The 23,450-nt window shown below is 65.5% G+C and carries 24 protein-coding genes; 6 read left to right on the top strand and 18 right to left on the bottom strand.

The features are described from left to right. Nucleotides 1–33: 33 nt before the first annotated feature. The 3 genes from ACOXXX_RS07420 to ACOXXX_RS07410 all read left to right on the top strand — a co-directional run bounded on the left by ACOXXX_RS07420 (nt 34) and on the right by ACOXXX_RS07410 (nt 3,492). Nucleotides 34–1,404, top strand: a complete 1,371-nt coding sequence (locus ACOXXX_RS07420; protein WP_422825927.1) for a hypothetical protein — start codon at nt 34–36, stop codon at nt 1,402–1,404. Next, complete coding sequence (locus tag ACOXXX_RS07415; protein WP_422825926.1) at nt 1,382–1,837, top strand: hypothetical protein; 456 nt, start codon at nt 1,382–1,384, stop codon at nt 1,835–1,837. Before ACOXXX_RS07420 ends, ACOXXX_RS07415 begins: the two co-directional genes overlap by 23 nt. 107 nt (nt 1,838–1,944) lie before the next feature. Continuing rightward, nucleotides 1,945–3,492, top strand: a complete 1,548-nt coding sequence (locus ACOXXX_RS07410) for a Ppx/GppA family phosphatase (protein WP_422825925.1) — start codon at nt 1,945–1,947, stop codon at nt 3,490–3,492. A gap of 13 nt (nt 3,493–3,505) precedes the next feature. Here ACOXXX_RS07410 and ACOXXX_RS07405 read toward each other — a convergent pair whose 3' ends face one another. From ACOXXX_RS07405 to ACOXXX_RS07375, 7 genes are all read right to left on the bottom strand, one after another. Then, complete coding sequence (locus tag ACOXXX_RS07405) at nt 3,506–3,850, bottom strand: hypothetical protein (protein ID WP_422825924.1); 345 nt, start codon at nt 3,848–3,850, stop codon at nt 3,506–3,508. Nucleotides 3,851–3,921: 71 nt separating this feature from the next. Then, nucleotides 3,922–4,926, bottom strand: a complete 1,005-nt coding sequence (locus ACOXXX_RS07400) for an endonuclease/exonuclease/phosphatase family protein (protein ID WP_422825923.1) — start codon at nt 4,924–4,926, stop codon at nt 3,922–3,924. A gap of 1 nt (nt 4,927) precedes the next feature. Continuing rightward, on the bottom strand, nt 4,928–5,611 hold the full coding sequence (locus tag ACOXXX_RS07395) for a TerB family tellurite resistance protein (protein ID WP_422825922.1): 684 nt from the start codon (nt 5,609–5,611) through the stop codon (nt 4,928–4,930). A gap of 43 nt (nt 5,612–5,654) precedes the next feature. Then, complete coding sequence (locus ACOXXX_RS07390) at nt 5,655–6,134, bottom strand: GNAT family N-acetyltransferase (protein WP_422825921.1); 480 nt, start codon at nt 6,132–6,134, stop codon at nt 5,655–5,657. Continuing rightward, nucleotides 6,131–6,742 carry a VOC family protein gene (locus tag ACOXXX_RS07385; protein ID WP_422825920.1) on the bottom strand — a complete coding sequence of 204 codons (612 nt, stop codon included), beginning with the start codon at nt 6,740–6,742 and terminating at the stop codon, nt 6,131–6,133. Before ACOXXX_RS07385 ends, ACOXXX_RS07390 begins: the two co-directional genes overlap by 4 nt. An 86-nt stretch (nt 6,743–6,828) precedes the next feature. Next, nucleotides 6,829–8,958, bottom strand: coding sequence for a methylmalonyl-CoA mutase (gene scpA, locus ACOXXX_RS07380; protein WP_422825919.1), 2,130 nt, complete (start codon nt 8,956–8,958; stop codon nt 6,829–6,831). Further along, complete coding sequence (locus ACOXXX_RS07375) at nt 8,921–9,862, bottom strand: hypothetical protein (RefSeq protein WP_422825918.1); 942 nt, start codon at nt 9,860–9,862, stop codon at nt 8,921–8,923. The genes scpA and ACOXXX_RS07375 overlap by 38 nt, the downstream gene beginning before the upstream one ends. Nucleotides 9,863–9,998: 136 nt before the next feature. Between ACOXXX_RS07375 and ACOXXX_RS07370 the strand changes: the two genes are divergently transcribed. Next, nucleotides 9,999–10,481 carry a DUF4174 domain-containing protein gene (locus ACOXXX_RS07370; protein ID WP_422825917.1) on the top strand — a complete coding sequence of 161 codons (483 nt, stop codon included), beginning with the start codon at nt 9,999–10,001 and terminating at the stop codon, nt 10,479–10,481. A 67-nt stretch (nt 10,482–10,548) separates the two neighbouring features. On the opposite strand, the gene ACOXXX_RS07365 is transcribed toward ACOXXX_RS07370, so the two are convergent. From ACOXXX_RS07365 to ACOXXX_RS07335, 7 genes are all read right to left on the bottom strand, one after another. Then, nucleotides 10,549–11,343 carry a hypothetical protein gene (locus ACOXXX_RS07365; protein ID WP_422825916.1) on the bottom strand — a complete coding sequence of 265 codons (795 nt, stop codon included), beginning with the start codon at nt 11,341–11,343 and terminating at the stop codon, nt 10,549–10,551. Between the two features lie 4 nt (nt 11,344–11,347). Beyond that, the gene (locus tag ACOXXX_RS07360) at nt 11,348–13,348 is read right to left on the bottom strand and encodes an acetyl-CoA carboxylase biotin carboxylase subunit (protein ID WP_422825915.1); all 2,001 of its coding nucleotides are present in this window, start codon (nt 13,346–13,348) and stop codon (nt 11,348–11,350) included. 156 nt (nt 13,349–13,504) lie between these two features. Continuing rightward, a complete protein-coding gene (locus ACOXXX_RS07355) occupies nt 13,505–13,711 on the bottom strand; it encodes a hypothetical protein (protein WP_422825914.1) in 207 nt (68 codons plus the stop codon). A gap of 349 nt (nt 13,712–14,060) precedes the next feature. Continuing rightward, nucleotides 14,061–14,420 carry a hypothetical protein gene (locus ACOXXX_RS07350; protein ID WP_422825913.1) on the bottom strand — a complete coding sequence of 120 codons (360 nt, stop codon included), beginning with the start codon at nt 14,418–14,420 and terminating at the stop codon, nt 14,061–14,063. Nucleotides 14,421–14,504: 84 nt separating this feature from the next. Then, a complete protein-coding gene (locus ACOXXX_RS07345; protein ID WP_422825912.1) occupies nt 14,505–14,651 on the bottom strand; it encodes a hypothetical protein in 147 nt (48 codons plus the stop codon). Nucleotides 14,652–14,865: 214 nt separating this feature from the next. After that, nucleotides 14,866–15,363, bottom strand: a complete 498-nt coding sequence (locus ACOXXX_RS07340) for a DUF6497 family protein (RefSeq protein ID WP_422825911.1) — start codon at nt 15,361–15,363, stop codon at nt 14,866–14,868. 433 nt (nt 15,364–15,796) lie between these two features. Beyond that, a complete protein-coding gene (locus ACOXXX_RS07335; RefSeq protein WP_422825910.1) occupies nt 15,797–17,329 on the bottom strand; it encodes an acyl-CoA carboxylase subunit beta in 1,533 nt (510 codons plus the stop codon). Nucleotides 17,330–17,508: 179 nt separating this feature from the next. Between ACOXXX_RS07335 and ACOXXX_RS07330 the strand changes: the two genes are divergently transcribed. Together ACOXXX_RS07330 and ACOXXX_RS07325 are read left to right on the top strand one after the other, a co-directional pair. Then, on the top strand, nt 17,509–18,735 hold the full coding sequence (locus ACOXXX_RS07330) for a multidrug effflux MFS transporter (RefSeq protein ID WP_422825909.1): 1,227 nt from the start codon (nt 17,509–17,511) through the stop codon (nt 18,733–18,735). 61 nt (nt 18,736–18,796) lie between these two features. Then, a complete protein-coding gene (locus tag ACOXXX_RS07325; protein WP_422825908.1) occupies nt 18,797–20,197 on the top strand; it encodes a helix-turn-helix domain-containing protein in 1,401 nt (466 codons plus the stop codon). 74 nt (nt 20,198–20,271) lie between these two features. On the opposite strand, the gene ACOXXX_RS07320 is transcribed toward ACOXXX_RS07325, so the two are convergent. Genes ACOXXX_RS07320 through gatC form a run of 4 tightly spaced genes read right to left on the bottom strand, consistent with a single transcriptional unit; the run spans nt 20,272 to nt 23,406 of the window. Beyond that, entirely contained in the window at nt 20,272–20,961 is a 690-nt protein-coding gene (locus ACOXXX_RS07320) for an N-acetylmuramoyl-L-alanine amidase (RefSeq protein ID WP_422825907.1), read from the bottom strand. Continuing rightward, nucleotides 20,922–21,599, bottom strand: a complete 678-nt coding sequence (locus ACOXXX_RS07315) for a hypothetical protein (RefSeq protein ID WP_422825906.1) — start codon at nt 21,597–21,599, stop codon at nt 20,922–20,924. The genes ACOXXX_RS07320 and ACOXXX_RS07315 overlap by 40 nt, the downstream gene beginning before the upstream one ends. Before the next feature lie 35 nt (nt 21,600–21,634). After that, nucleotides 21,635–23,119: an Asp-tRNA(Asn)/Glu-tRNA(Gln) amidotransferase subunit GatA gene (gatA, locus tag ACOXXX_RS07310; RefSeq protein ID WP_422825905.1), complete on the bottom strand. Its 1,485-nt coding sequence runs from the start codon at nt 23,117–23,119 to the stop codon at nt 21,635–21,637. Next, nucleotides 23,119–23,406 (bottom strand): Asp-tRNA(Asn)/Glu-tRNA(Gln) amidotransferase subunit GatC, encoded by a 288-nt coding sequence (gatC, locus tag ACOXXX_RS07305; protein ID WP_422825904.1) that lies wholly within the window; start codon nt 23,404–23,406, stop codon nt 23,119–23,121. Before gatC ends, gatA begins: the two co-directional genes overlap by 1 nt. Nucleotides 23,407–23,450: the final 44 nt, after the last annotated feature.

Below are 23,450 nucleotides of genomic sequence, written 5' to 3'. Positions count from 1 at the left end.
ATACTCGCACCAGTTGCATATCGGGAGGCTGTATTGAGCCGCGATCTTTGGTCACCCCGCCTGAATTTTGCTTTGGCGCTTTTCCTGTTGGCCGCCCCGGCGGCCCATGCGGCCGGTCTGTGCGACCACGGCCTGATGGATGATCGCTATCAGCTTGGCTTTGACGACATGCCGATGGAGGATCCCGACAGGCTCTTCTATCTGAATGTCGACTGCACCTGCACCTACCCCAGCGGCCGGACCGATCCCGAATGCGTCGCCGGGACGGCGCGGCTGTCGGCCTTTGCGGGGCCGGAACCGGCCCGGCTTTTCGATATCGACGCCTTTGCGGACGGGCCGCAAAGCCTGGCACTGCGGTCTGGCCGCACGCTCACCCTGTCGCACGACATCCGCGACCTCATCGGACTGCGGCAGGGCCGCATCCATTTCAAACTGACAGAGGGGGACAGGGTCGTGTCGGACGCCACGGCGCTCAGCCCCAACATTTACGCGCCAGACCGGTCGGGTTGCGCCTCGGCCTCGGGAGAGGCGGGTATGATCCCGGGCGCGGTCGAGCTCAGCTACTGGCCCGAAGATGCCCCGGCCATCGCTGCGCTGGCGCAATCCAGGGGCTGGCAGGCCACGGATTACACCACCTACGACCGGGCCGGGCCGGAGGTGCTTCTGACCTGCCATCCCGGGTGGGACGGCACAGGGGAGCCTGCGGAGTTCTGCACCAACACGCTTTGGGTCGGCCCGGGGATGGAACTGGCCAGCATCACCGCGATCCACAGCGCGACATCCGCGATCTGTGCCACTTGGCCTGCCGAAGGGGCCGGCGCGCCGCCGATGCAGATCGGCTCTATCGCCCTTGGCACCCTGCTGGATCCGGCCAACCCCCAACCCCCCGCCGTGGCCGGGCGGCTGGGTGATATGCTGGAAACGGCGGTCTTCGATCCGCGCGTGAAGCTCAGCCCGCCCAGCCAACTGGGGGCCGGGCATCTTTTTGGCCTGCGGGTGCTGGGCCCCGGTCCGACGCTGGGCATCGATCAGTCCAGCGGCTTCTGGTACCAGGTCGATCTCAGCCTCAGCGTCGGGCTCGACATGGGCTATGACGGCAACCTGTTCGAGAAACTGGAACTGACCGTCCTTGATGTGGTCGAAATTCGCGCGCCCGACACCTTTGACACCCTGCCCCGCGGCATTGTCGAGGGCGGGCGCATCCTGCGGCTGATGCGCAGCTTTGACGATGTGCCACCATCAGACGAACCGCCAGACGAAGACGAGCCGGTGGTCTTCTCGCCGCTCAGTGATGATGGGATGCGGATCGACGCCTGGCAGCGCCAGACGGCCACGAAACTTGCCCAAGCCCTGGGCGGAGAGGTCTACGGAGGGATTATCTATGAGATTGGGAACGATCCGTGAGCTTGCCGCGCTGATCCTCATCGCCGGGCACCTTTTGGCGGTGGCCCTGATCTTTGGCAGGCTGCACGACTGGGCGAATTCGACCGAACGGCTGGAACTGGTGCTGATCCTGTCGCCGCTGACCGGGCTTTTTGCCCTCGCGGGCGTGCGGCACATCCTGGGCACCGAACGGCGGCGACGCAGCACCGCCAAAGTCACTGCCGCCTTCGGCATCGTCGCGGTCGGTCTGCCGCTGATCTTCTGCGGGTTCATCCTTTATACGATCTGGGTCTTTCCCTATGGCGTGGCCGCCGATCTGGACAGTCTGCGCCTGACCCTGGCCGCCTCCGAAGCGGGGCTTGGGGCGCTCATCGGCGCGGTGGCGGAAAAGCTTTTCGGCGCCGACATGGCGGCCCTGCGGGACGAGGTCGAGGCGTCGCACCGTTCGCAGTGACCCCTGGTTCGCCCTGCCTGCGGCAAACTGCACCTTATGCTAGGGCAGTTTCTTGACCCCCGCGCGCGGCTCCGGCATGGTCGCGCTGACGGCTCGCGGAGGGGATGATGGACGCGATAGCAGACACCGCCCAGACAGATTGGGGCCCCTTCGGCCGCCCGCTTTTCGACGATCCGCATGCCCGCGCCCTGTCGCGCGTGGGCGTCATCGACATCGGATCGAACTCGGTCCGGCTGGTGGTTTTCGACGGCGCGGCGCGGTCCCCGGCCTATTTCTACAACGAAAAGATCATGTGCGCCCTGGGTGCCGGCATGGCCGAGACCGGGCGGCTCAACCCCGAAGGCCGGGCGCGCGCGCTGGCCGCGATCGAACGTTTCCAGATGCTGGCGCAGGGCATGGGCCTGCCGCCGCTGACGGCCGTGGCCACGGCCGCCGTCCGCGAAGCCAAGGACGGGCCCGAGTTCCGGGACGAGATCGCGCGCGTCACCGGGCTCAAGATCTGGGTGATCGACGGGGTGGAAGAGGCGCGGCTGTCCGCGCAGGGCGTGTTGCTTGGCTGGCCAGGCAGCTACGGCCTTGTCTGCGACATCGGCGGGTCGTCGATGGAACTGGCGGCGATTTCGGACGGTCGTGTCGGCCCCCGGGTGACATCCGATCTGGGCCCGCTCAAGCTGCGCGATATGCCCGGGGGTCGCAAGGGCCGGACCCGGGTGATCAAGGACACGCTGCAGGACCTGGCCCGGACCATGGGCGACCAGCGCGACCGGCTGTTTCTGGTCGGCGGGTCGTGGCGTGCCATCGCGCGCATCGACATGCACCGGCGCGGCTATCCGCTGCACGTGCTGCACGAATACCGGATGACCGCCAAATCGGTGCAGGCCACCGCCAAGTATATAGAGGCGTCCGATCTGGATGAGCTGCGCAGCGCCTGCAGCCTGTCGTCGGCCCGCATGGCGCTGGTGCCCTACGCCACCGAGGTGCTGCGGCGGCTGGTGCAGGTGTTCAAGCCCAAGGATATCGCGATTTCCAGCTATGGCATCCGCGAGGGGCTGCTTTACGAACAGATGCCACAGGCCCTGCGCGACCGCGATCCGCTGATCGAAGCCTGCTCTTTCGCCGAACAGAAGGACGCCCGCCTGCCCGGCTTCGGCAAGCGCCTGTTCCACTTCATCGAACCGCTTTATCGCAATGTGCCAGAGGCGCGCCTGCGCATCGTCCGCGCCGCCTGCCTGCTGCACGACGTAAGCTGGCGCGCCCATCCCGATTACCGGGCCGAGACCTGTTTCGACAACGCAACCCGCGCCAACCTGGGCGGGCTCAAGCACAGCGAACGCATCTTTCTGGGTCTGGCCCTGCTGCACCGCTATCGCAACCGGCGCGAAGGCACGCGGTTCGAGGATCTGTACGACCTGATCGATGAACAGGAACAGCTGCGGGCCGAGGTTCTGGGCAAGGCGCTGCGGTTCGGCGCGATGCTATGGATGTCGGACACATGGCAGGACGGCGCGGCGCTGGAATGGCAGCCGAAAAAGCGCCTGCTGCGGCTGAAACTTCGCGAAGAAATTCATCCGCTTTTCGGCGAGGTGGCGCAGGCGCGGTTCCAGTCGCTGGCAAATTCTCTCGATGCGACGACCGAGGTGAAGATCGTCGGGTAGATCGTGCCCGGCGCTAAAGCTCGATCTCTCCCTCTGGCCGGTCAGGCTCTTGCTTCAGCTCCTCGGGCGTTTTGCGGCGCAGGATGATGTCGCCGTTGGGCAGCATCTCGGGCGGATGATAGACCGACCAGTCCTGCACCTCGGTCATCAGTTCGCGCAGCGCCGGGCCCATTTCGCGAACGAAATCGCGCAGTTGCGGCTTGATATCCTCGGCCAGCCCCTGCAACTCGTCCAGCGCCGGTTCCATTTCCTGCATCAACCCGCGAAACAGCAGCTTTGCCCCCTCTTCCATGAGGCTGAATCCGTCCTCCTCCTCTGCCTGCTGGGCAAACGCGGGGGTGACGGGGGCGGCGGCCATCAAAAGGGCCAGACAAAGGGCAGCGTGTTTCATGGCAGTCAACATAATCCGTTCCGCCGCGCTGAGAAGGGTCAGAGCTCGATATCCAGTGTCACCGGAAAATGGTCCGACGCGGTCAGCAGCGCGTCGCGCAGCTCGGGCACCGACCAGCAGGCCGGATCGTCGAAGGGATGCCAGATGCGCCAGCGCGGTTCGGACTGCCGCAGATCGGGCGACACCATCGCGTAATCCAGCAGCGCCTGCAGATAACGGCCCTGATGGCCAAGGTAGAACCGCGCCGTCGTCGGCTGCGGCAGGCCCGGGCGTTGTTGCAGCGCCAGCGCCGCGTTGGGATCGTAAAGCTGCGCGGCGCCGCCACCCAACAGGATCTCGACCGACGACCGGCCGAAGAGATGTTCGTATTCATCCAGCCCCGGCCCATCGTTGAGATCGCCCAGAAGGATCAGACTGTCGCCCGCCGCGAGGTGTTCGCTGATCCGCGCTCGCAGCCAGATTGCCTGCGCCAGCTGCTTGCGCCGGTTGGCGATCGACAGACGCATCACCGCGTCGCGGCCATGCGCGCCGTGCGGGGCCTTAGATTTCAGATGCGCCCCGATCAGCCGCAGCTTTGCCCCGCCTGCAGTCTCGACCGCCAGTTCCAGCGGCGGTTTCGAAAAGGTCACCCGGTCTTCGGAGGCGTCGATATCCAGATCGATGCGAAAGACCTCGTCAAACTGCGGCGCGGCGGCGCTGGCGCCCGGATCGTGCCAAGCGGTCAGGATCGCGGGGTCGTACATCAGCGCGATTTCCTGCTGCGTATCGTTCACAAAGCCCATGACCGCCCGGCTGGCGCGCAGACCAAATGCGCTCGCAAAGCTTTCGAGCGCGGTGATGCTGCTGCGGCGGCGGTGGGTGTCGGGCGCCTCGATCACCATCACCGCATCGGCGTCGAGCGCCGAAAACACGATCCCCAGCGCCTCGATCTGCTGGGCGCGGGTGATGTCATGGCGCGCCGACCAGCGATCGTCGGCCAAGAGCTGACCTGCATCGTCGAAAAGCGCGTCGAACCATTCCACGTTGTAGGTGGCGATGCGCACCCTACCCGGCCTCGCGGGCCTGGATCTGCTCCCACGCGCGGTTGATCGCCACCAGCCGCTTTTCCGACATCTTGACCGCCTCTTCGGGCAGGCCGCGGGCGATCATCCGGTCAGGATGGCTTTCGCGGACCAGCCCGCGCCAGACCTTGCGGATCTGCGCCGTGGGCATGTCCGGCTCCACCCCCAGCACGCTGTAGGGATCGGGGGCGGCATCGGGCACGAATCGCGCCCGCAGCCGCTGGAACTGCGCCTCTGGCAGGCCGAAGATTTCGGCCACCTGCGCCAGGAACGCGTCTTCCTTGGGGTGGTAATCGCCGTCCGCCAGGGCGATATGAAACAACCCTTCCAGAAGGTCGCAGAGCGTGCCGCTGGTTTCATCGAACATCCGCGCGATCCGATCGGCGTATTCCTCGAACCCCGCAACGTCCTGCCGCGCCAGGTTGAACACCCGCGCCGCCCCGGCTTCGGCCTCGGGCGGAATATGGAACACCTCGCGAAAGGCGGTGACCTCGTCGCGGGTCACCAGCCCGTCGGCCTTGGCCATCTTTGCGCCAAGCGCGATGACCGCGATGGTGAAGGCGACCGACCGTTCGGGCGGCGTGCGCAGCCGGTCGAACACCGCCGACAGCCCTTCGCCCGAGGCGAGGGCCGACAGGGCCTGGGATATGCGGGTCCAGATCGACATGGGCGCAGTCTATGCGCCCGCCCCGCCAATGTCAGCGCGGCAATCAGAGAATTTTCTGCATCAGCACCAGATCCATCCAGCGCCCGAACTTGAACCCGACCTCGGGCAGTGTGGCGATTTCGCGAAAGCCCAGGGCTGCGTGGAATCGCACGCCGCCGGGGTTTTCGCCGCTGACCCCGGCCCAGAGCGAATGCACGCCCTCGCGCCGGGCCGCGTTCGCAAGCTGCATCATCAGCGCGCGGCCCATGCCGCGGCCTCGCGCGGCGGGGGACAGGATCACCGAATGTTCCTTGGTAAAGGCATAGCCCGGGCCGCCGCGAAACGGGAAATACGTCGCAAAGCCAAGCAGTTGCCCATCCTCTTCGACCACCATGAAGCCATCGCCCCGCGCCGCGATATCGGCGGTGATGCCGGGGATCGTCTTGGGTTCGGTGGTAAAGGTGATGGCAGTCCGCGCGATCACGTCATTCCAAAGCGCCACGATGCCCGGCGCGTCGGCTGCGGTGGCCCGGCGCAGGATCATCGCAGCTGTCGCAGGCCCTGGGGCGTGTGCACCGAAGCCTCGAGCCCCGGTCCGCCCGTCCGGTACGCCACGTTGGGCGCGTCCAGATGCGGGGCCAGAAGCGCCTTCAGCTCTTCGGCCTGAGGATGCGAGACTGTCAGCCGCTCTAGCTGCAGGGCCGGGTTGGCCAGCGCGTTGCCGGGCGGCACCGGGCTGTGCCACTGGATGATCGCGGGAAACAGCCCGTCAAAAGGCAACTGCCCGTCCTCGGGCACCGCCATCGTCCAGCGCAAACTGTCGCGCGCGAGCTTCACGGGGCGTCCCGCCATCGGCAGCGCCGCCAGCGTCGCATACATGTCCGCCGTGCGGCAGATCCATTTGTCGAGCCGGGCGGCCCCGCGGAACCCGTCAAGCCCGAACCACCGCGGATGGGGCGGCGGGGGCGCGGCTGGATCGATGGCGATCGCTTCGATGTAAAGCCCGTCCGCCAGCCCCAGAAGCCGGTTGTGCGTGGCGAAATGCCCATGCTTGCCCCCGGGCAGCATCGACTGGCCAAGGGCCGCCTCCGTATGGGCGGCGGCCTCTTCCAGCGTTTCGCCAAGAACGGCGATATGATCCAGTGTCAGCAAGGGTGCAGCAAGTCCGGCGCGGTTTCCTTCGCGCTACCTTAGATCAGGCGCCGGGTTTGGCAATACGCCCTTGGTGCCCCCTGCCCTCAGCCCCTGGCCTTGCGGATCAGCTGCAGGATGTCCTGCGCCGCCTCGGGGATGTTGGTGCCCGGGCCGAAGATCGCCTTGACCCCCGCGTCATAAAGGAACTGGTAATCCTGCTGCGGGATCACCCCGCCGCAGATCACCAGGATATCCTCGGCCCCCGCGTCGCGCAGCGCCCGGACCAGCTGCGGCGCCAGCGTCTTGTGCCCCGCCGCCTGCGAAGAGATGCCGATTACGTGCACATCGTTGTCGACCGCATCCTGCGCCGCCTCTTCCGGCGTCTGGAAAAGCGGGCCGACGTCGACGTCGAACCCGATGTCGGCAAAGGCTGTCGCGATGACCTTTGCGCCCCTGTCATGGCCATCCTGGCCCATCTTGACCACCAGCATGCGCGGGCGGCGACCTTCGTCCTCGGCGAATGCCTCGACCGACTTCTGGATCGCGGCAAACCCTTCGTCGCCCTCGTAGGCCGCGCCGTAAACACCCGCCAGCGTCTTCACCTCGGCGCGATGCCGTCCGAACACCTTTTCCATCGCCATACTGATCTCTCCTACCGATGCCCGGGCGCGGGCCGCCTCGACCGCGCCTTCCAGCAGATTGCCGCCCTCCTTGGCGCGCCGCTCCAGTTCCTCGAGCGCCGCATCGCAGGCCGCCTGATCGCGCGACCCTCGGATCTTCTCGAGCCGCCGCACCTGGCTTTCGCGCACCTCGTCGTTGTCGATGTCGCGGATGTCGATCGGGTCTTCCTTGTCCTTGCGGTACTTGTTGACGCCGACGATCACCTCGGTCCCGCGGTCGATATCGGCCTGACGGCGCGCCGCCGTCTCCTCGATCCGCAGCTTGGGCATGCCGCTGGCCACCGCCTTGGTCATGCCGCCCATCTCATCCACCTCTTCGATGATGGTCCAGGCCGCTTCGGCCAGGTCATGGGTCAGCTTTTCCACATAGTAGGAGCCCGCCAGCGGATCGACCACATTGGTCACGCCGGTTTCTTCCTGCAGGACCAACTGGGTGTTGCGGGCGATCCGGGCGCTGAAATCCGTGGGCAGGGCAATCGCCTCGTCCAGCGCGTTGGTGTGCAGCGACTGCGTGCCGCCCAGAACCGCGCTCATCGCCTCGTAGGCGGTGCGGATGACGTTGTTGTAGGGGTCCTGTTCCGACAGGGTCACGCCGCTGGTCTGGCAATGGGTGCGCAGCATCTTCGATTTCGGGTTCTGCGCGCCCAGATCGGTCATGATCCGGTGCCAGAGCATCCGCGCCGCGCGCAGCTTGGCCGCCTCCATGAAGAAGTTCTTGCCGATGGCAAAGAAGAACGACAGCCGCCCGGCGAACTTGTCGATGTCCATGCCGCGCGCCATCGCGGTCTTCACGTATTCCTTGCCGTCGGCCAGGGTGAAGGCCAGTTCCTGCACCAGGTTCGCGCCGGCCTCCTGCATGTGGTAGCCCGAGATCGAGATCGAGTTGAAGCGCGGCATCTCGGCGCTGGTGTATTCGATGATGTCCGCGATGATCCGCATCGACGGTTCCGGCGGATAGACATAGGTGTTGCGGACCATGAACTCCTTGAGGATATCGTTCTGGATGGTGCCCGACAGCACCGCCTTGTCATGGCCCTGCTCTTCGCCCGCGACGATGAAATTGGCGAGGATCGGGATCACCGCCCCGTTCATCGTCATCGACACGGACACCTGATCCAGCGGGATGCCGTCGAAGAGGATCTTCATGTCCTCGACGCTGTCGATCGCCACCCCGGCCTTTCCCACGTCGCCCACCACGCGGGGATGATCGCTGTCGTAGCCACGGTGGGTGGCCAGATCGAACGCGACCGACACACCCTGCTGACCCGCTGCCAGGTTGCGGCGATAAAAGGCGTTGCTTTCCTCGGCGGTGGAAAAGCCCGCGTATTGACGGATGGTCCAGGGGCGGCCCGCATACATCGTGGCTTTGACGCCCCGGGTGAAGGGTTCCGCCCCGGGCAGACTGCCCAGATGCGGCAGATCGGCCACGTCTTCTTCGGTATAAAGCGGTTTGACGGCGATCCCTTCCAGCGTCTGCCAGGTCAGGTCGTCGACGCTGCGATTGCGCAGCTCCTTTTCAGCCAGAGCGCGCCACTCTTGGGTTTTCGATGTCATCAGCGTTTCGTCCTCTTGTCAGCAGGCCCGGCGGCCAGGTGATCCTGGTCTTGTCCGGGTCCGTTTCCTCGATATAGCGCGCAAGCCCGTCGGCCCCGGCGCGCAGCCAGTTCAGATCGTCCGCATAGGCGTTGCGCAGTTGCAGCGCCTCGCGGGGTGAAAACGGCATCCAGCGGCCGGACCGGGTGCCCAGTCGCGCCGGGTCCTCTCCGCGCGCCGCCATCACCTCTGCCAGCGCGGACACATCGGGCGCGCGGTTGCACCACGGCCCGTCGGCCGGCGGCGTCGGCGCATAAAGCAGCCCCGTAGCGCTGTGCAAAAGCCGGTCGGGCCGGGCGGCGAAGCGCTCGAAGGGGGTCACCACCAGGTCGGTGCCGGGCATCGCGCAGGCCAGCTCTGTGATCACCTGCCGCCAGCTGCGCGGGGCGGTGGCCAGCATGGCCAGCGTTGCAGTGCCGGGACAGGGCGCGCCGCGCGGCAGTAGGTAGGCCAGGAGCGAGGCCCAATAGCTGTCGAGCGAGCGGATTTGCAGCATCGCCCGGCGCGGGCCCTGCCCAAAGGCATTGTGAAACCGCGCCATGCGTTCGCCGATCTGCGGATAAAGGCAGCCGGCGCGCAGGTTGCCGCGCGGCGTGCCGATCATGTTCTCGTCGCTCACCAGCAGAACCGCCGCACCGCGCCTTGCCGTCGCGGCGCAGGACAGCGCCACGCGGCCTGCGGCCCGGCGCCCGCGCCTGCTGTTGCTCGGCTGGTCGGCCAGGTCGTGAAACAGACCCCTGCGGGTTCGATGCGGCCCCCAGAAGCCGATCCCCTGCCCGGCCAGCGCCGCGCCCGATTGCCGCATGTAGGTCTGAAAGCTGGTCGAGGCGCAGCGGTGCGCCCCAAGGTGCAAAATGATGTCCAAAGCCGTGCCCGCCGTTGTTGCATGTGGCGGCGATCATGACCCGGCACCCCTGACAAAGCTCTTAATGCGAAAATTTTCACGGCCCGTGGTCACTTGGCCGTTCGCAATGCCCCGCGGGCTGACTATATTTGCAAGCATGAGAGCACATGTCACATTCGCGCTGGCCGCCGGCCTTGCCGTCGCCGCAACAGGCCTGCCCGCGCAATCCGCGGGCACCAGCGCCCCGATCCAGGCACCGGTCCAAACCGAAGAGATGATCCTGCCTGCCGACACCGTCGATCTGGCAGAATTCCTTTGGCTCAAGCGGCCGCTTGTCGTCTTTGCCGACAACGCCGCCGATCCGCGATACGTGCAGCAGATGCAGTTGCTGACCGAGCGGCTGGACGTGCTGGACGAACGCGACGTGGTGATTATCACCGACACCGATCCCTTCATGGGCAGCCAGGCACGGCGACAGTTGCGCCCGCGCGGGTTCATGACAGTGGTGCTGGCCAAGGACGGCACGGTCGTGCTGCGCAAGCCCGAGCCGTGGTCGGTGCGGGAACTGTCGCGCAACATCGACAAGCTGCCGCTGCGCCAGCAGGAAATCCGCGACCGGCGCGATGCCTTGCGCGAGTAATGCCGCGCGCCTATATTACAAGTGACGCAAGGAGACGTGACAATGGAAAAAGATCCCAACATTCCGTTCACTCCGATCCCGATAACCGGTCGGACCGGCCCGCGCCCGGGCTACTGATCCGCGCCGCTTCGCGGGCGGCGTCATGGTCGCCTTCCGAATACAGCTTGATAAGCTTCAGCGCGTGCTGGCCTGACAGAAAGGCCTGTTTGCGCATTTCCAGATAATCCGAATACATGGCGATCCGCCGCGACTGGTCGAATTCCTCGGACCGGAAGCGGTCGCCGCGCATGTCGTCACAGAGCGCCGCGATGGATTTGATCAAGCTATAGTAGGACACGATCGCATCGATGGTGACGCGCGGCAGCACCTCTATTTCGTCCAGCACCGCGTCATAGATGTGATCGTCATGTTCGCGCGGCACCAGCGGGACAAAGCCCTGATCCACGCGCATCCGCGCCAGCGTCCGGTTGCCCTCGGCCTCGCCCTGCCCCGCGTCGTAAAGGTTGTTCAGCGCATTGCCGATCTCGGCATAAAGCGCCTTGTGGTAATCGCGGGTCTTCTCGGCCTTTTCGCGCCGCTGCGCATTGGCGGAAAACACCGCCGTGGTCAGCCAGCCCGTCGCGATGAAAAGCCCCGCGATCAGCGCCTGCCAGACCCGCTCTTCCAGATCGGTCAGCCGCGCCACCAGCAGCAGCATCAGCCCCATCGCCGCCGCGACCGGCAGCGCGATGGAGCCGAAGAACTGAAAGATCAGCCGTGCGGCCAGCCGCGATTCGGATCCGCCCATCCATGTCGCGATGCCCCACAGCGCCAGAAGCGCCGCAAGGCCCAGCATCGCGACTGTCTGGACGGTGTCGGACATGGCGCTATTCGAACTCCATGATCACGTCGTCCACGGCCAGGCTGTCGCCCGGACCCGCGTTGATCTTGGACACCTTGCCCTTGCGTTCGGCGCGCAGGATGTTTTCCATCTTCATCGCCTCGACCGTGCAAAGCGCCTGGCCTTCCTGCACCTCGTCGCCGACCTCGACATCGACCTTCACGATCAGCCCCGGCATCGGGCAAAGCAGCAGCTTGGTGGTGTCGGCGGCCTCTTTCTCGGGCATGAGACGCGCAAGTTCCGCCTGCCGCGGCGTGCGCACGTGCACCTTGAGGTCGGCTCCGCGGGTGCGGATGCGGAAGCCACCCGAAATCTTGCCGACCTTGAGCATGAGCGGCGCGTCGTTCACGGTCATGTCTGCCAGCTGGTCGCCCGGCGTCCAGTTGCCCGATACCCGCATCGACGCGCCGTCTTCGAATGTCACGGTCGCGGCACCCGGTTCGGCGGCAATCGTCAGATCATAGCTTTCGCCCTGCAGCGCCACGTTCCAGCGGTCCCCGACGCGGCGTTCGTGGTTGTCGAGTGTGCCCGACACCCGCGCGCGGCGGATCTCGGCCACCCGGTTCATCGCGGCGGCGGCGGCGGCGACGCGGCGCAGTTCCGCATCCCCCAGGGTCACGCCCTGGAAGCCGTCGGGATATTCCTCTTCGATGAAGGCCGTGGTCATGTCGCCCGAGACGAATTTCGGATGATCCATGACGGCGGCGACGAAGGGCAGATTGTGCCCGATCCCCTCGACCTCGAACTTGTCGAGCGCCACGCGCATCGCCTCGATCGCGGTGGCCCGGTCCTTGCCCCAGGTGCAAAGCTTGGCGATCATCGGGTCGTAGTACATCGAGATCTCGCCACCCTCATAGACGCCGGTGTCGTTGCGGACGGAATGATCCTCCCACTGGCCTTCCTGCGGCGGGCGGTAGCGCGTCAGCCGCCCGATGGACGGCAGGAACCCGCGATACGGATCCTCGGCATAAAGCCGGTTCTCGATCGCCCAGCCGTTGATGGTCAGGTCGTCTTGCGTGATCGTCAGCTTTTCACCGTTGGCCACGCGGATCATCTGTTCGACCAGATCGATCCCGGTGATCAGTTCGGTCACGGGATGTTCGACCTGCAGGCGGGTGTTCATTTCGAGAAAGTAGAAATTCTTGTCGCCGTCGACGATGAATTCGACGGTGCCCGCGCTGGCATAGCCCACGGCCTGCGCCAGAGACACTGCCTGTTCCCCCATGGCCTTGCGCGTTTCGGGATCAAGGAAGGGGCTTGGCGCTTCTTCCACGACCTTCTGGTTGCGGCGCTGGATCGAACATTCACGTTCGTGCAGGTAAACGGCATTGCCGTGGGTGTCGGCCAGCACCTGGATTTCGATATGCCGCGGCTGGGTCACGAATTTCTCGATAAAGATCCGGTCGTCGCCAAAGCTGTTGGCCGCCTCGTTCTTGGAGCTTTGAAAGCCCTCGCGCGCCTCTGCGTCGTTCCAGGCGATACGCATGCCCTTGCCACCGCCGCCGGCGCTGGCCTTGATCATCACCGGGTAACCGATCTCGGACGAGATCTTGACCGCCTCGTCGGCATCCTCGATCAGGCCCATGTAGCCCGGGACAGTGCTCACGCCCGCATCCTGCGCGATCTTCTTCGAGGTGATCTTGTCCCCCATCGCCTCGATCGCCTTGACCGGCGGCCCGATAAAGGCCACGCCCGCGGCCTCCAGCGCCTGCGCGAACTTGGGGTTCTCGGACAGGAAGCCATAGCCGGGATGCACCGCCTGCGCGCCCGAGGATTTGATCGCCTCCATCACCTTGTCGATGACGATATAGGACTGGTTGGCGGGCGGCGGGCCGATGTGCACCGCCTCGTCGGCCATCTCGACATGCAGTGCGTTCTTGTCGGCGTCGGAATAGATCGCCACGGTCTTGATGCCCATCTTGCGGGCTGTCTTGATGACGCGGCAGGCGATTTCTCCCCGGTTCGCGATCAGGATCTTGTCGAACATATCTGTCCCTTTCAGTTTCTGACCCGCGCCGACGCGGGTGGCGTTTCGTGGCCGCGCGTTCCGGCGGCGGCGATGACATGCAAAAGGCCACCCGGGGGGACGCCCCGGATGGCCTTTGCTGATCTGTCGGTGCCGCGGTGCGCGGCGAAAGCTGTGTTAGCGGCAGACGCCGGGTGTGACGTCGTCGCAGGTGACCCCAGCAACCACACCGGCCGCTGCGCCGACGGTGCCGTCGCCACCCGTGGCCCGGTCGATGGCATAGCCGCCCGCTGCACCAAGCGCGCCGCGCTCGAGGTCGCTGCCTTCACAGGCCGCAAGCCCCAGGAGAGAGAAGATGACGGCGGTTTTCGCGATGGTCTGCATTGGATGTTCTCCGATCCGATATTGAGTGGTTGTGCCACATCAACACAGGCAAATTGGATCAGGTTCCATGCCTTGTTCGTTCGGATCGAAAATGTGGCAAGTCTTTGCCAGTCAAGCGATTTACCGCTCATCGCACGGGCGGCGCGCAAAAAAACGGGCGGCTGGACGGGGGACGTCCCAAGCCGCCCTTTAGGGGAAGGGTAACGGTGAATGCAAAGGTCCGGGTCGCAACTCGGAAACACTCGCCACATGGTGACGCTGGCAGACCGCCCGGCGCCTGCCAAGCCCGCGCGACGGCCTGCGGCTGCATCGGCCCGTTTCCGCGCATTTTCCCGCATAGGTGGCAAAATCATGCCCAAAGATCTCCCTTGAACGCCTCGGGGAACGCCGCGCGCGCGGCGCGTTCGTCCAACACCAGCTGCGCGTCGTAGCTTTGCGGATCAAAGGGATCGTCGTAGGGCAGGACCTCGCGGCCGAAAAGCCAGCTGAGCCTGCCAGAATCGAGGTTGCCACGCTCGAACGGCTGATCGCCGAAATGGTGCCACAGGGCGGCGATGAACCAAAGGTCTGCCCGCCGGTCAGGCGGGCGGCGGTCGGCAAAACGTTCGCGCCGGATCAGCGGGGTGGCGCCCTTGGGATTGGCGCGACGGATCGTGAACTGGAAATCTGTGCCGGGCAGACGGCCCGGAAACCCGCGATGCTTCAGCATGGCCTGCCCTCCGCGAAAGGGCGCGACGGCAAACCGGGGCGAGCAGACGTCCGGACGAACCCGAAGGTCCGTCCGGCCGGGAACTTACTTGTATTTACCGGTGTATACCGGCTCGACCGTGATCGGCTCCGGATCAACCACGACAAACTCTTCTTCCTGCTGCTGCTGCCCGCACGCGGACACCGTCGCAACGACGCCCAACATTGCAAGAAGCTTGATGCTCTTGGACATATTTTACTCCTGTCAAGTTCAACGGAGCCGACAAGCCCTTTCGGCCCCATCAGTCTCCGCCCGAGTGTAACGGCTGCGTGAAGGCAACCGTTCCCGAATTTACCGGAAAAGATTGGGAAAAGATACTTATGCCCTGCACCACCCGGCTTTTGTGTTCCGAAAGCCTCAAACCGGCAACGACCTGAGCTTTTGTCCGCAAGATATTGTGCAGCCATCAGAAAGGCTCCCAGATGCAGACATCGTCCCGCACCGAAAAGGCCTCGAAAACCTGGCGGACGTCGGGTGTGGGCACGCCGAAATCGGTGATTTCCGCCGACAGACTGACCACGATCTGGCGGGGTTCCGCGCCAAGGTCCGACAGCTTCGGCAGCGCGAATTCCTGGCACAGATGCTGCATGTCGTCGGTCAGTTCCTCGACGCTTCGTTGGGCCTGGGCGATCTCGGGCGCGACAAAGCGGAACCGGAAAAGCGATCCGTTCTCGGCATCGTCGGTCAGCACCTCGTGCAGCGTGACATCCAGGCCCGATGGCAGCGAAACGCCGATCTCGGCCAGCGCCGGTGCGGCGGTCAGCGCCAGAACCAGCAGGCAACCCCGACCCCGTTTCCAGGCTCCTTCCGCCGGGGTTGCCGGATCGCGGGGCGCGCCCGCAACCTTACCTGTCGTGACCGGACCGGTCATGCCTGCCCCCGGCGCCGGGCCCAGCGTATCCATCGCGCGCGGTGGCGCGGATCGGTCAGCAGGTCAGATATCTGCATCCGGGTGTCTGCAGGGACGCATCCCCGCGCGGCGACGCGGCCTCCAGCGGTGACAGACAGGGCCCCGCCTTCGTAATCGACCGCGACGACCGGTGAAAAGCCCCGCAGCCGCTGCAACCGGCGCCACAGATCCTGCCGGATCTGCCGGGCAAGCCGCGCCGAATCCAGCGCCGCCGGAAATTCCGCCCGCGCCGCTACGTCGAACCGCGGCGGCCAGTGCCGCGCCAGAACGTACGTCCGCGCGTCACACGCCACATACCAACCCCCGTCCCGATGCGGGGAAAGGCTGGCGTCGGGCTGCAGGGAAACGGATTGAGGCATGCCACCGTGGATCTGATCGGGTGAGCGGCCCGCGGATGTCCGCGGGCCTGAAGAAGGCTGAAAGCCGGTCAAAGCGGGATGTTGTCGTGCTTTTTCCAGGGGTTCGCCAGCTTCTTGCCGCGCAAGGCGGCAAAGGCGCGGCTGACCCGGCGGCGGGTCGAATGCGGCTGGATCACCTCGTCGATGAAGCCGCGTTCGGCAGCCACGAACGGGTTCGCGAACCGGTCCTCGTAACTTTGCGTATGCAGGGCGGTTTTTTCGGGATCGCCCAGATCAGAGCGGTGAATGATTTCGGTCGCGCCCTTGGCGCCCATCACCGCTATCTCGGAGGTGGGCCAGGCATAGTTGAAATCGCCGCGCAGATGTTTCGAAGACATGACCACGTAGGCCCCGCCATAGGCCTTGCGGGTGATCACCGTGACCTTGGGCACCGTCGCCTCGGCATAGGCATACAGCAGCTTTGCGCCATGTTTGATCACGCCGCCGTATTCCTGGCTGGTGCCCGGCAGAAAGCCCGGCACGTCGACCAGCGTCAGCAGCGGGATCTCAAAGGCATCGCAAAAGCGCACGAACCGCGCGGCCTTGCGCGAACTGTCGATATCCAGACATCCCGCCAGCACCATCGGCTGGTTCGCCACCACGCCGACGGTCTGCCCCTCAAGCCGGATGAAGCCGGTGATGATGTTCTTGGCGAAATCGGCCTGGATTTCGTAAAAATCCGCCTCGTCCGCGATCTTGAGGATCAGTTCCTTCATGTCGTAGGGCGTGTTGGCGTTTTCGGGAACCAGGGTATCGAGGCTCATCTCGACCCGGCCCGGTTCGTCGAAGAACGGCCGCACGGGCGGCTTTTCGCGGTTGTTGAGCGGCAGGAAATCCACGAGGCGCCGCACCTCGGCCAAGGCCTCGACATCGTTTTCAAAGGCCGCATCGGCGACCGAGGATTTGCGCGTGTGGGTGGTGGCGCCGCCCAGTTCCTCGGCGGTGACCTGTTCGTTGGTAACGGTCTTGACCACGTCGGGGCCGGTCACGAACATGTAAGAGCTGTCCTTGACCATGAAGATGAAGTCGGTCATCGCGGGCGAATAGACGGCCCCGCCCGCGCAGGGCCCCATGATCATGCTGATCTGCGGCACCACGCCCGAAGCCATGACGTTGCGCTGAAAGACCTCGCCGTAGCCTGCGAGCGAATCCACACCTTCCTGAATCCGCGCGCCACCCGAGTCGTTGATACCGATCACCGGCGCGCCGTTCTGCACCGCCATATCCATGATCTTGCAGATCTTCTGCGCGTGGGTTGCGGACACCGAGCCGCCCAGCACGGTAAAATCCTGGCTGAACACATAGACCATGCGGCCGTTGATCGTACCCCAGCCGGTGACCACGCCATCGCCGTAAGGGCGCTGTTTTTCCATGCCGAAGTCGGTGCAGCGATGCGCCACGAACATGTCGAATTCTTCGAAACTGCCTTCGTCCAGCAATAGCTCGAGCCGTTCGCGGGCGTTGAGCTTGCCTTTGGCATGCTGAGCGTCGATGCGTTTCTGCCCGCCGCCAAGCCGCGCTTCGGAGCGGCGGCTTTCAAGTTCCTGAAGAATATCTTTCATGACCCGGCTCCCCTGTCGTTTCGCGCCAGACTAGGGCCGCGGCACCAGCGCAGCAAGGAGATTTCGGCAAATTTGCAAACAATGCAAGGGCGTGCGAAAGCATATCGCAAATCTGCAAAAATATGAATGGACCGCAGGTCATATTGGACAACCGGCCATGCGCGGCCTACCACATCTGCATGAGCGCACATCCCGAGGTCCGGTTTCTGGACCGCACCACCCCGCCGCATATCGCGACACTGATCCTGCTGGCCGGCATGTCGGCGCTGGCGATGAACATCTTCCTGCCCAGCCTGCCCAACATGACCGACTTTTTCCAGACCGAATACCGGCTGATGCAGCTGTCGGTGGCGGTCTATCTCGCGGTCAACGCGCTGTTGCAGATCGTGATCGGCCCGATCTCGGACAAGGTGGGCCGACGCCCGGTGATCCTGGCAGGGCTTGCGGGCTTCATGCTGGCCACGGTCGGCTGCCTGATGTCGCGCGATCCCTATGTCTTTCTGGCCTTCCGGATGCTGCAGGCGGTCATCGTGACCTCGATGGTGCTCAGCCGCGCCGTGGTGCGCGACATGGTTCCGCAGGACCAGGCGGCGTCGATGATCGGCTATGTGACCATGGGCATGGCAGTGGTGCCGATGATCGGCCCGGCCATCGGCGGGGTGCTGGATGAAATCTGGGGCTGGCACGCGAATTTCTGGCTGCTGCTGGCGCTTGGCGGGCTGCTGTTCGCCCTGGCCTGGCGCGATCTGGGCGAAACCGCGCAGAAAAGCGGGCTGACCCTGACCCAGCAATTCCGCGAATATCCCGAGCTTCTGACCTCGCCCCGGTTCTGGGGCTATGCGCTCGCATCGGGCTTCGCCTCGGGCGCGTTCTTTGCCTACCTCGGCGGCGCGCCCTTCGTGGGGACCGAGGTGTTCAGCCTGACCCCGTCGGAACTGGGCCTCTTTTTCGGCGCGCCGGCGGTGGGCTATTTCCTCGGCAACTTTGCCTCGGGCCGCTATTCGGCGAAGGTGGGGGTGAACCGGATGGTCTATTGGGGCTCGCTCATCAATGCGGCCGGGGTGGGCACGTCGATGCTGGTTTTTGCCATGGGCCACGGCAGCGTGCTGACGTTCTTTGGCTTCATGACCCTGGTCGGCCTGGGCAACGGCATGACCATCCCCAACGCCACCGCGGGCATGCTTTCGGTCCGGCCACATCTGGCGGGCACCGCCAGCGGGCTGGGCGGGACGATCATGATCGGCGGCGGGGCGGCACTGTCGGCGCTGGCGGGCGCGCTGCTGCAACCCGGCACGGGGGCCTGGCCGCTATTGTGGATCATGTTCATCACCTCGCTGCTGGCGATCATCGCCATCCGGTTCGTCATCTGGCGCGAGGCGCGGCTGATTGTGCTGGACAGGATCTGAGGGCTTTGCAAAACTGCCGTCAGCCGGTCGCTAAGATGCAAAGTTCCGAGGTCCCAAGGCCATGCCCGCCCAAAAGCTCTATGCCGGGGCCAAGCTGCGCGAAATCCGCACGCGGCTGGGCCTGACGCAGAAGGATTTCGCCGCGAAGCTGGGCGTGTCCCTGCCCTATCTGAACCAGATGGAGAACAACAACCGGCCGCTTTCCACCACGGTGGTGCTGGCGCTGGCGCAGGAATTCGGCTTTGACGTGACCGAGCTGGGTCAGGGCGATGCCGAACGCATGGTCACCGACATGCGCGAGGCGCTGGCCGATCCGGTCTTTGCCGACGGTCCGCCGCCCCTGGCCGATCTGCGGCTCACCGCCTCCAACGCCCCCGCCCTGGCACGCGCCTTTCTGGAGTTACACCGCTCCTACCGCCAGACCCATGAACGACTGGCGAGCCTCGACGAAGCGCTGGGGCGTGAGGGCGCGCAGTTGCAGCCCAGCCCCTGGGAAGAGGTGCGCGACTTCTTTCACTACTGCGACAACTACATCGACGCGGTGGATCGCGCCGCCGAGCATTTTGCCCAGCTTCTGGGGGACGAAGGCGACATCCGCGCCGCCGCCATCCGCCGCCTGTCCGGCAAGGGCATCAGCGTGCGCTTTGCCCACGATCCGGCACTGCGTCAGTTCGACAGCGAAACAGGCGTGCTGACCCTCTCGGCCCTTGCCCCGCCCGAGACGCAGACCTTTCAGCTGCTGCTGCAGGTGGCGCTGTTACGGCAGAACGCCCTGCTCGAGGCGACGCTGGATCTGGCGCGGTTCCAGTCCGATGCGGCGCGGGCCATCGCCAAGATCGGCCTGGCCAACTATTTCGCCGGAGCGGCGATGATGCCCTACCGGGTGTTCCTGGCCGCCGCCCAGGAGACCCGGCACGATCTGGAACGGCTGGCGGCACGGTTCGGCGCGTCGATCGAACAGGTGGCGCACCGGCTGTCGACGCTGCAGCGCCCCGGCGCCAAGGGCATTCCGTTCTTCTTTGTAAGGGTCGATCAGGCCGGCACGATCACCAAGCGCCATTCCGCCACCCGGCTGCAATTCGCGCGGTTCGGCGGCGCCTGTCCGCTTTGGAACGTGCACCGCGCGTTCGAGACGCCGGGCCGGTTCCTGCGACAGTTAGCAGAGACACCGGACGGGGTGCGGTATATTTCGCTGGCGCGCGATGTCAGCAAGCCCGGTGGGCATTTCGGCGCGCCGGTGCGCCGCTATGCCATTGCGCTGGGGTGCGAGGTCAAGCATGCGGGCGCGCTGGTCTATGCCGATGGTATGGATCTGGGCCGCGACGGCGCATTCGAACCCATCGGCATCTCCTGCCGGATCTGCGAACGGGTGGCCTGCCACCAACGCTCGGTCCCGCCGCTGGAGCGCAAGCTGCGCATCCCCCCGGATCGGCGCGGCGTGCTGCCTTACGAGTTGGAGTAAAAGGGGGATCGCCCCTTGGGCGATACGAGAGACGCTGTCTCTCGTGCTCTCTGGAGTTTCGGCCAAGAAGAAGATCAGGGCGCGGGGAAGCGCCGTGCCAGGTCGGCCATGAGCGCGGCGTCGGCGTCGCTCAGCGGGCCGGTGGCGCCAGGGCGGAAACGGTCGCGGAAGGCGCTGAGCAGCGTGTCGGGATCGTCGCAGACGTAGCCGAAGGTTTTCGCATCTGCGTGGAAGTCGCCGGGGGGCACGGGCACGGGCCAGATCGACAGGTCTTGCTGCGCAAGACGGCGCCAGTCGAACCGGGGGCCGGGGTCGATCTTGCGCCCGGGCGCCATGTCGGAATGGCCGATGACGCCTTGGGGGGCGATGTGCCAGCGGGACAGGATGCCCGCGAGCAGGGTTTCCAGCGCGCACATCTGCGGTTCGGGGAACGGATGGCGGCCGGTGTTGGCCAGTTCGATGCCGATCGAGCGGGAATTGACGTCCCTTGCGTGGCCCCATTGCCCCGCGCCCGCGTGCCAGGCGCGCTTTTCCTCATCGACAAGGTGCCAGGCCGCACCGGTTTCCGAGATCAGGTAATGCGCCGAGACTTCGGCCGCGGGGTCGCACAGGCGCATGCAGGCCGCGGCGGCATCGGTCATGGCGGTGTAGTGGATGACCACGAGATCGGGCAACGCGCCATCGCGGCGCGGGCCGAAATTCGGGGACGGCTGCCAGTGCGGGGTCAGTTCCGGCGTACCGCACGGAAAGGCGTGGGATCCCATGTGCAGGCAAAGCCGTCGCCGTCGGGATCGAGGCCCCGGCGGTCCCGCTCGGGCCCGCCTGCGGCGAGGAAGGCCTCTTGCGCGAGATCGTCGGACTCGTAGGCGGCGCAGGCGCGCTGCGCCTTGGCCTCGGAGGTGAAGGAGGAGCGGCGGTAAAGCGGTGTGCCGCGCGCATTGGTGGTGCGCAGCGCATAGTCGACGATATTGGGCCCGTCCGAGCCGCTGCGCGTCGGCAGCGCGGTGGGCTGGATCACCTCGTATTGTGCGCGGTTGCGAGCGATGAGGGCGGCATCGGCGGCGATGTCGCGTTCGCTCGACACTGTGTCGAAGTTGTTCTCGTTCGAGATGCCGGCGGCGTTTTCCACGGTCTGCGGCACCGGGCCCGCGGCGGGGGCGCCGGTGCCGTTCAGCGCCGCCTCTGCCCCGTCGATCACCGGATCGCCGCTGAGGGTGGAGGACGACACATCGGCGGGCGGCGGAACCGTGGTGCGGCCCTCGAGCTGGGCGTCGCGCGCGGCGGTGCGAGCCTGGTATTCGTTGTAGTCGCCAAAGCCGACGCCCGCGCCGCTGTCGGGCACCGAAGGAGCACAGGCCGACAACGCCAGGGCCGAGGCGCTGCAGATCACGATCAATCTCATTTGTCCTGTCATCCTAGTGCTCTTTTGCGTCTGCATTACCACCATTTGGTCGGTTTGGCCACAAAACCCGCCGCACGTTCCAGTGTATAGGCCGTATTCAGCAGATCGCCTTCCTCCCACGGGCGGCCGATCAGCTGAAGACCCAACGGCAGGCCATCCTTGTCGGTTCCAGCAGGCACCGAAATGCCCGGCAGACCGGCCAGGTTCACCGTTACCGTAAACACATCGTTCAGGTACATCTGCACCGGGTCGTCCATCTGAATTCCCAGAGGGAAGGCTGCCGATGGTGTGGCGGGGGTCAGGATGGCATCGACGCCCTGATCGAACACCTGTTCAAAGTCGCGCTTGATCAGAGTGCGGACCTTGCGGGCGCGGTTGTAGTAGGCGTCATAGAAACCGGCGGACAGAACATAGGTGCCGACCATCACCCGGCGCTGCACCTCGGGGCCAAAGCCCTCGGCCCGCGTCTTTTCATACATTTCTGTGATGCCGTCACCCTGGCTGAGTGTGGCGCGGTGACCGTAGCGCACCCCGTCATAGCGTGCCAGGTTCGAGGACGCTTCGGCCGGGGCGATCACGTAATAGGCAGGCAGCGCATATTTCGTGTGGGGAAGCGAGATATCGACGATCTCGGCGCCTGCGTCGCGCAGCATCGCCGTGCCTTCGGACCAGAGCGCCTCGATCTCGGAGGGCATGCCATCCATGCGGTATTCGCGGGGAATCCCGATCTTTTTGCCACGGATGTCGCCGGTCAGCGCCGCCTCGAAATCCGGCACCGGCAGATCGGCCGAGGTGCTGTCCTTGGGGTCGTGTCCACACATGGCGCGCAGCACGATGGCCGCGTCGCGGACGTCCTTGGTCATCGGCCCGGCCTGGTCAAGGCTGGAGGCGAAGGCCACGATGCCCCAGCGCGAACAGCGCCCGTAGGTGGGCTTGATGCCGGTGATCCCGGTTAAGGCGGCGGGCTGGCGGATCGACCCGCCGGTGTCGGTGCCGGTCGCGGCAAGGCAAAGATCCGCCGCCACAGCCGAGGCCGACCCGCCAGAGGAGCCGCCAGGCGTCAGCGCCGTGTCGTCATTGCCGCGCCGCCAGGGGTTCACGGCATTACCGTAAACGCTGGTTTCATTGCTGCTCCCCATGGCGAATTCGTCCATGTTGAGCTTGCCCAGCATCACCACGCCCGCGTCCTGCAACTGCTGCGACACGGTGGATTCGTATTCGGGTTTGAAGCCTTGCAGGATGCGGCTGGCGGCCTGGCTGTCGACACCCTTGGTGCAGAAAAGATCCTTGATCCCCATGGGGATGCCGCAAAGATCGGGGGCATCGCCCGCCTTGATCCGCTGGTCGGCGGCGGCGGCACGGTCGCGCGCGATCTCGGGTGTCTTGTGCACGAAGGCACCGAGCGCATCGGCGGCGTCGATGGCGTTCAGGCAGGCCTCGGTCAGCTCGGCGCTGGTCAGCTCGCCCGCGCGCAGGGCATCGCGGGCCTCGGCCACTTTCATCTTGGTCAGATCGGTCATTATTCCACCACCTTCGGCACCGCGAAAAAGCCTTCGCGCGCGTCGGGCGCGTTGGCCAGCACCTTGTCCTGCTGATCGCCATCGGTCACGCCGTCCTGGCGCCGCTTGAGCCGCATGGGCGTCACCGACACCATCGGTTCGACCCCGTCGACATCCACCTCTTGCAGCTGTTCGATGAAGCCGAGGATGGTGTTGAATTCGGATGCCAGCGCGGGCAGCGCGTCATCCTCGACCTTGATGCGGGCCAGTTTCGCCACGCGGGCGGCGGTCTCTGTGTCGATGGACATTTGGGCCTCTTGCGATGCTGTATCGCCCACGCGTTTACCGACCT

Source organism: Thalassococcus sp. BH17M4-6, from assembly GCF_049323015.1.
GTDB lineage: Bacteria > Pseudomonadota > Alphaproteobacteria > Rhodobacterales > Rhodobacteraceae > Puniceibacterium.
This window is presented reverse-complemented; position numbering and strand designations above follow the sequence as displayed.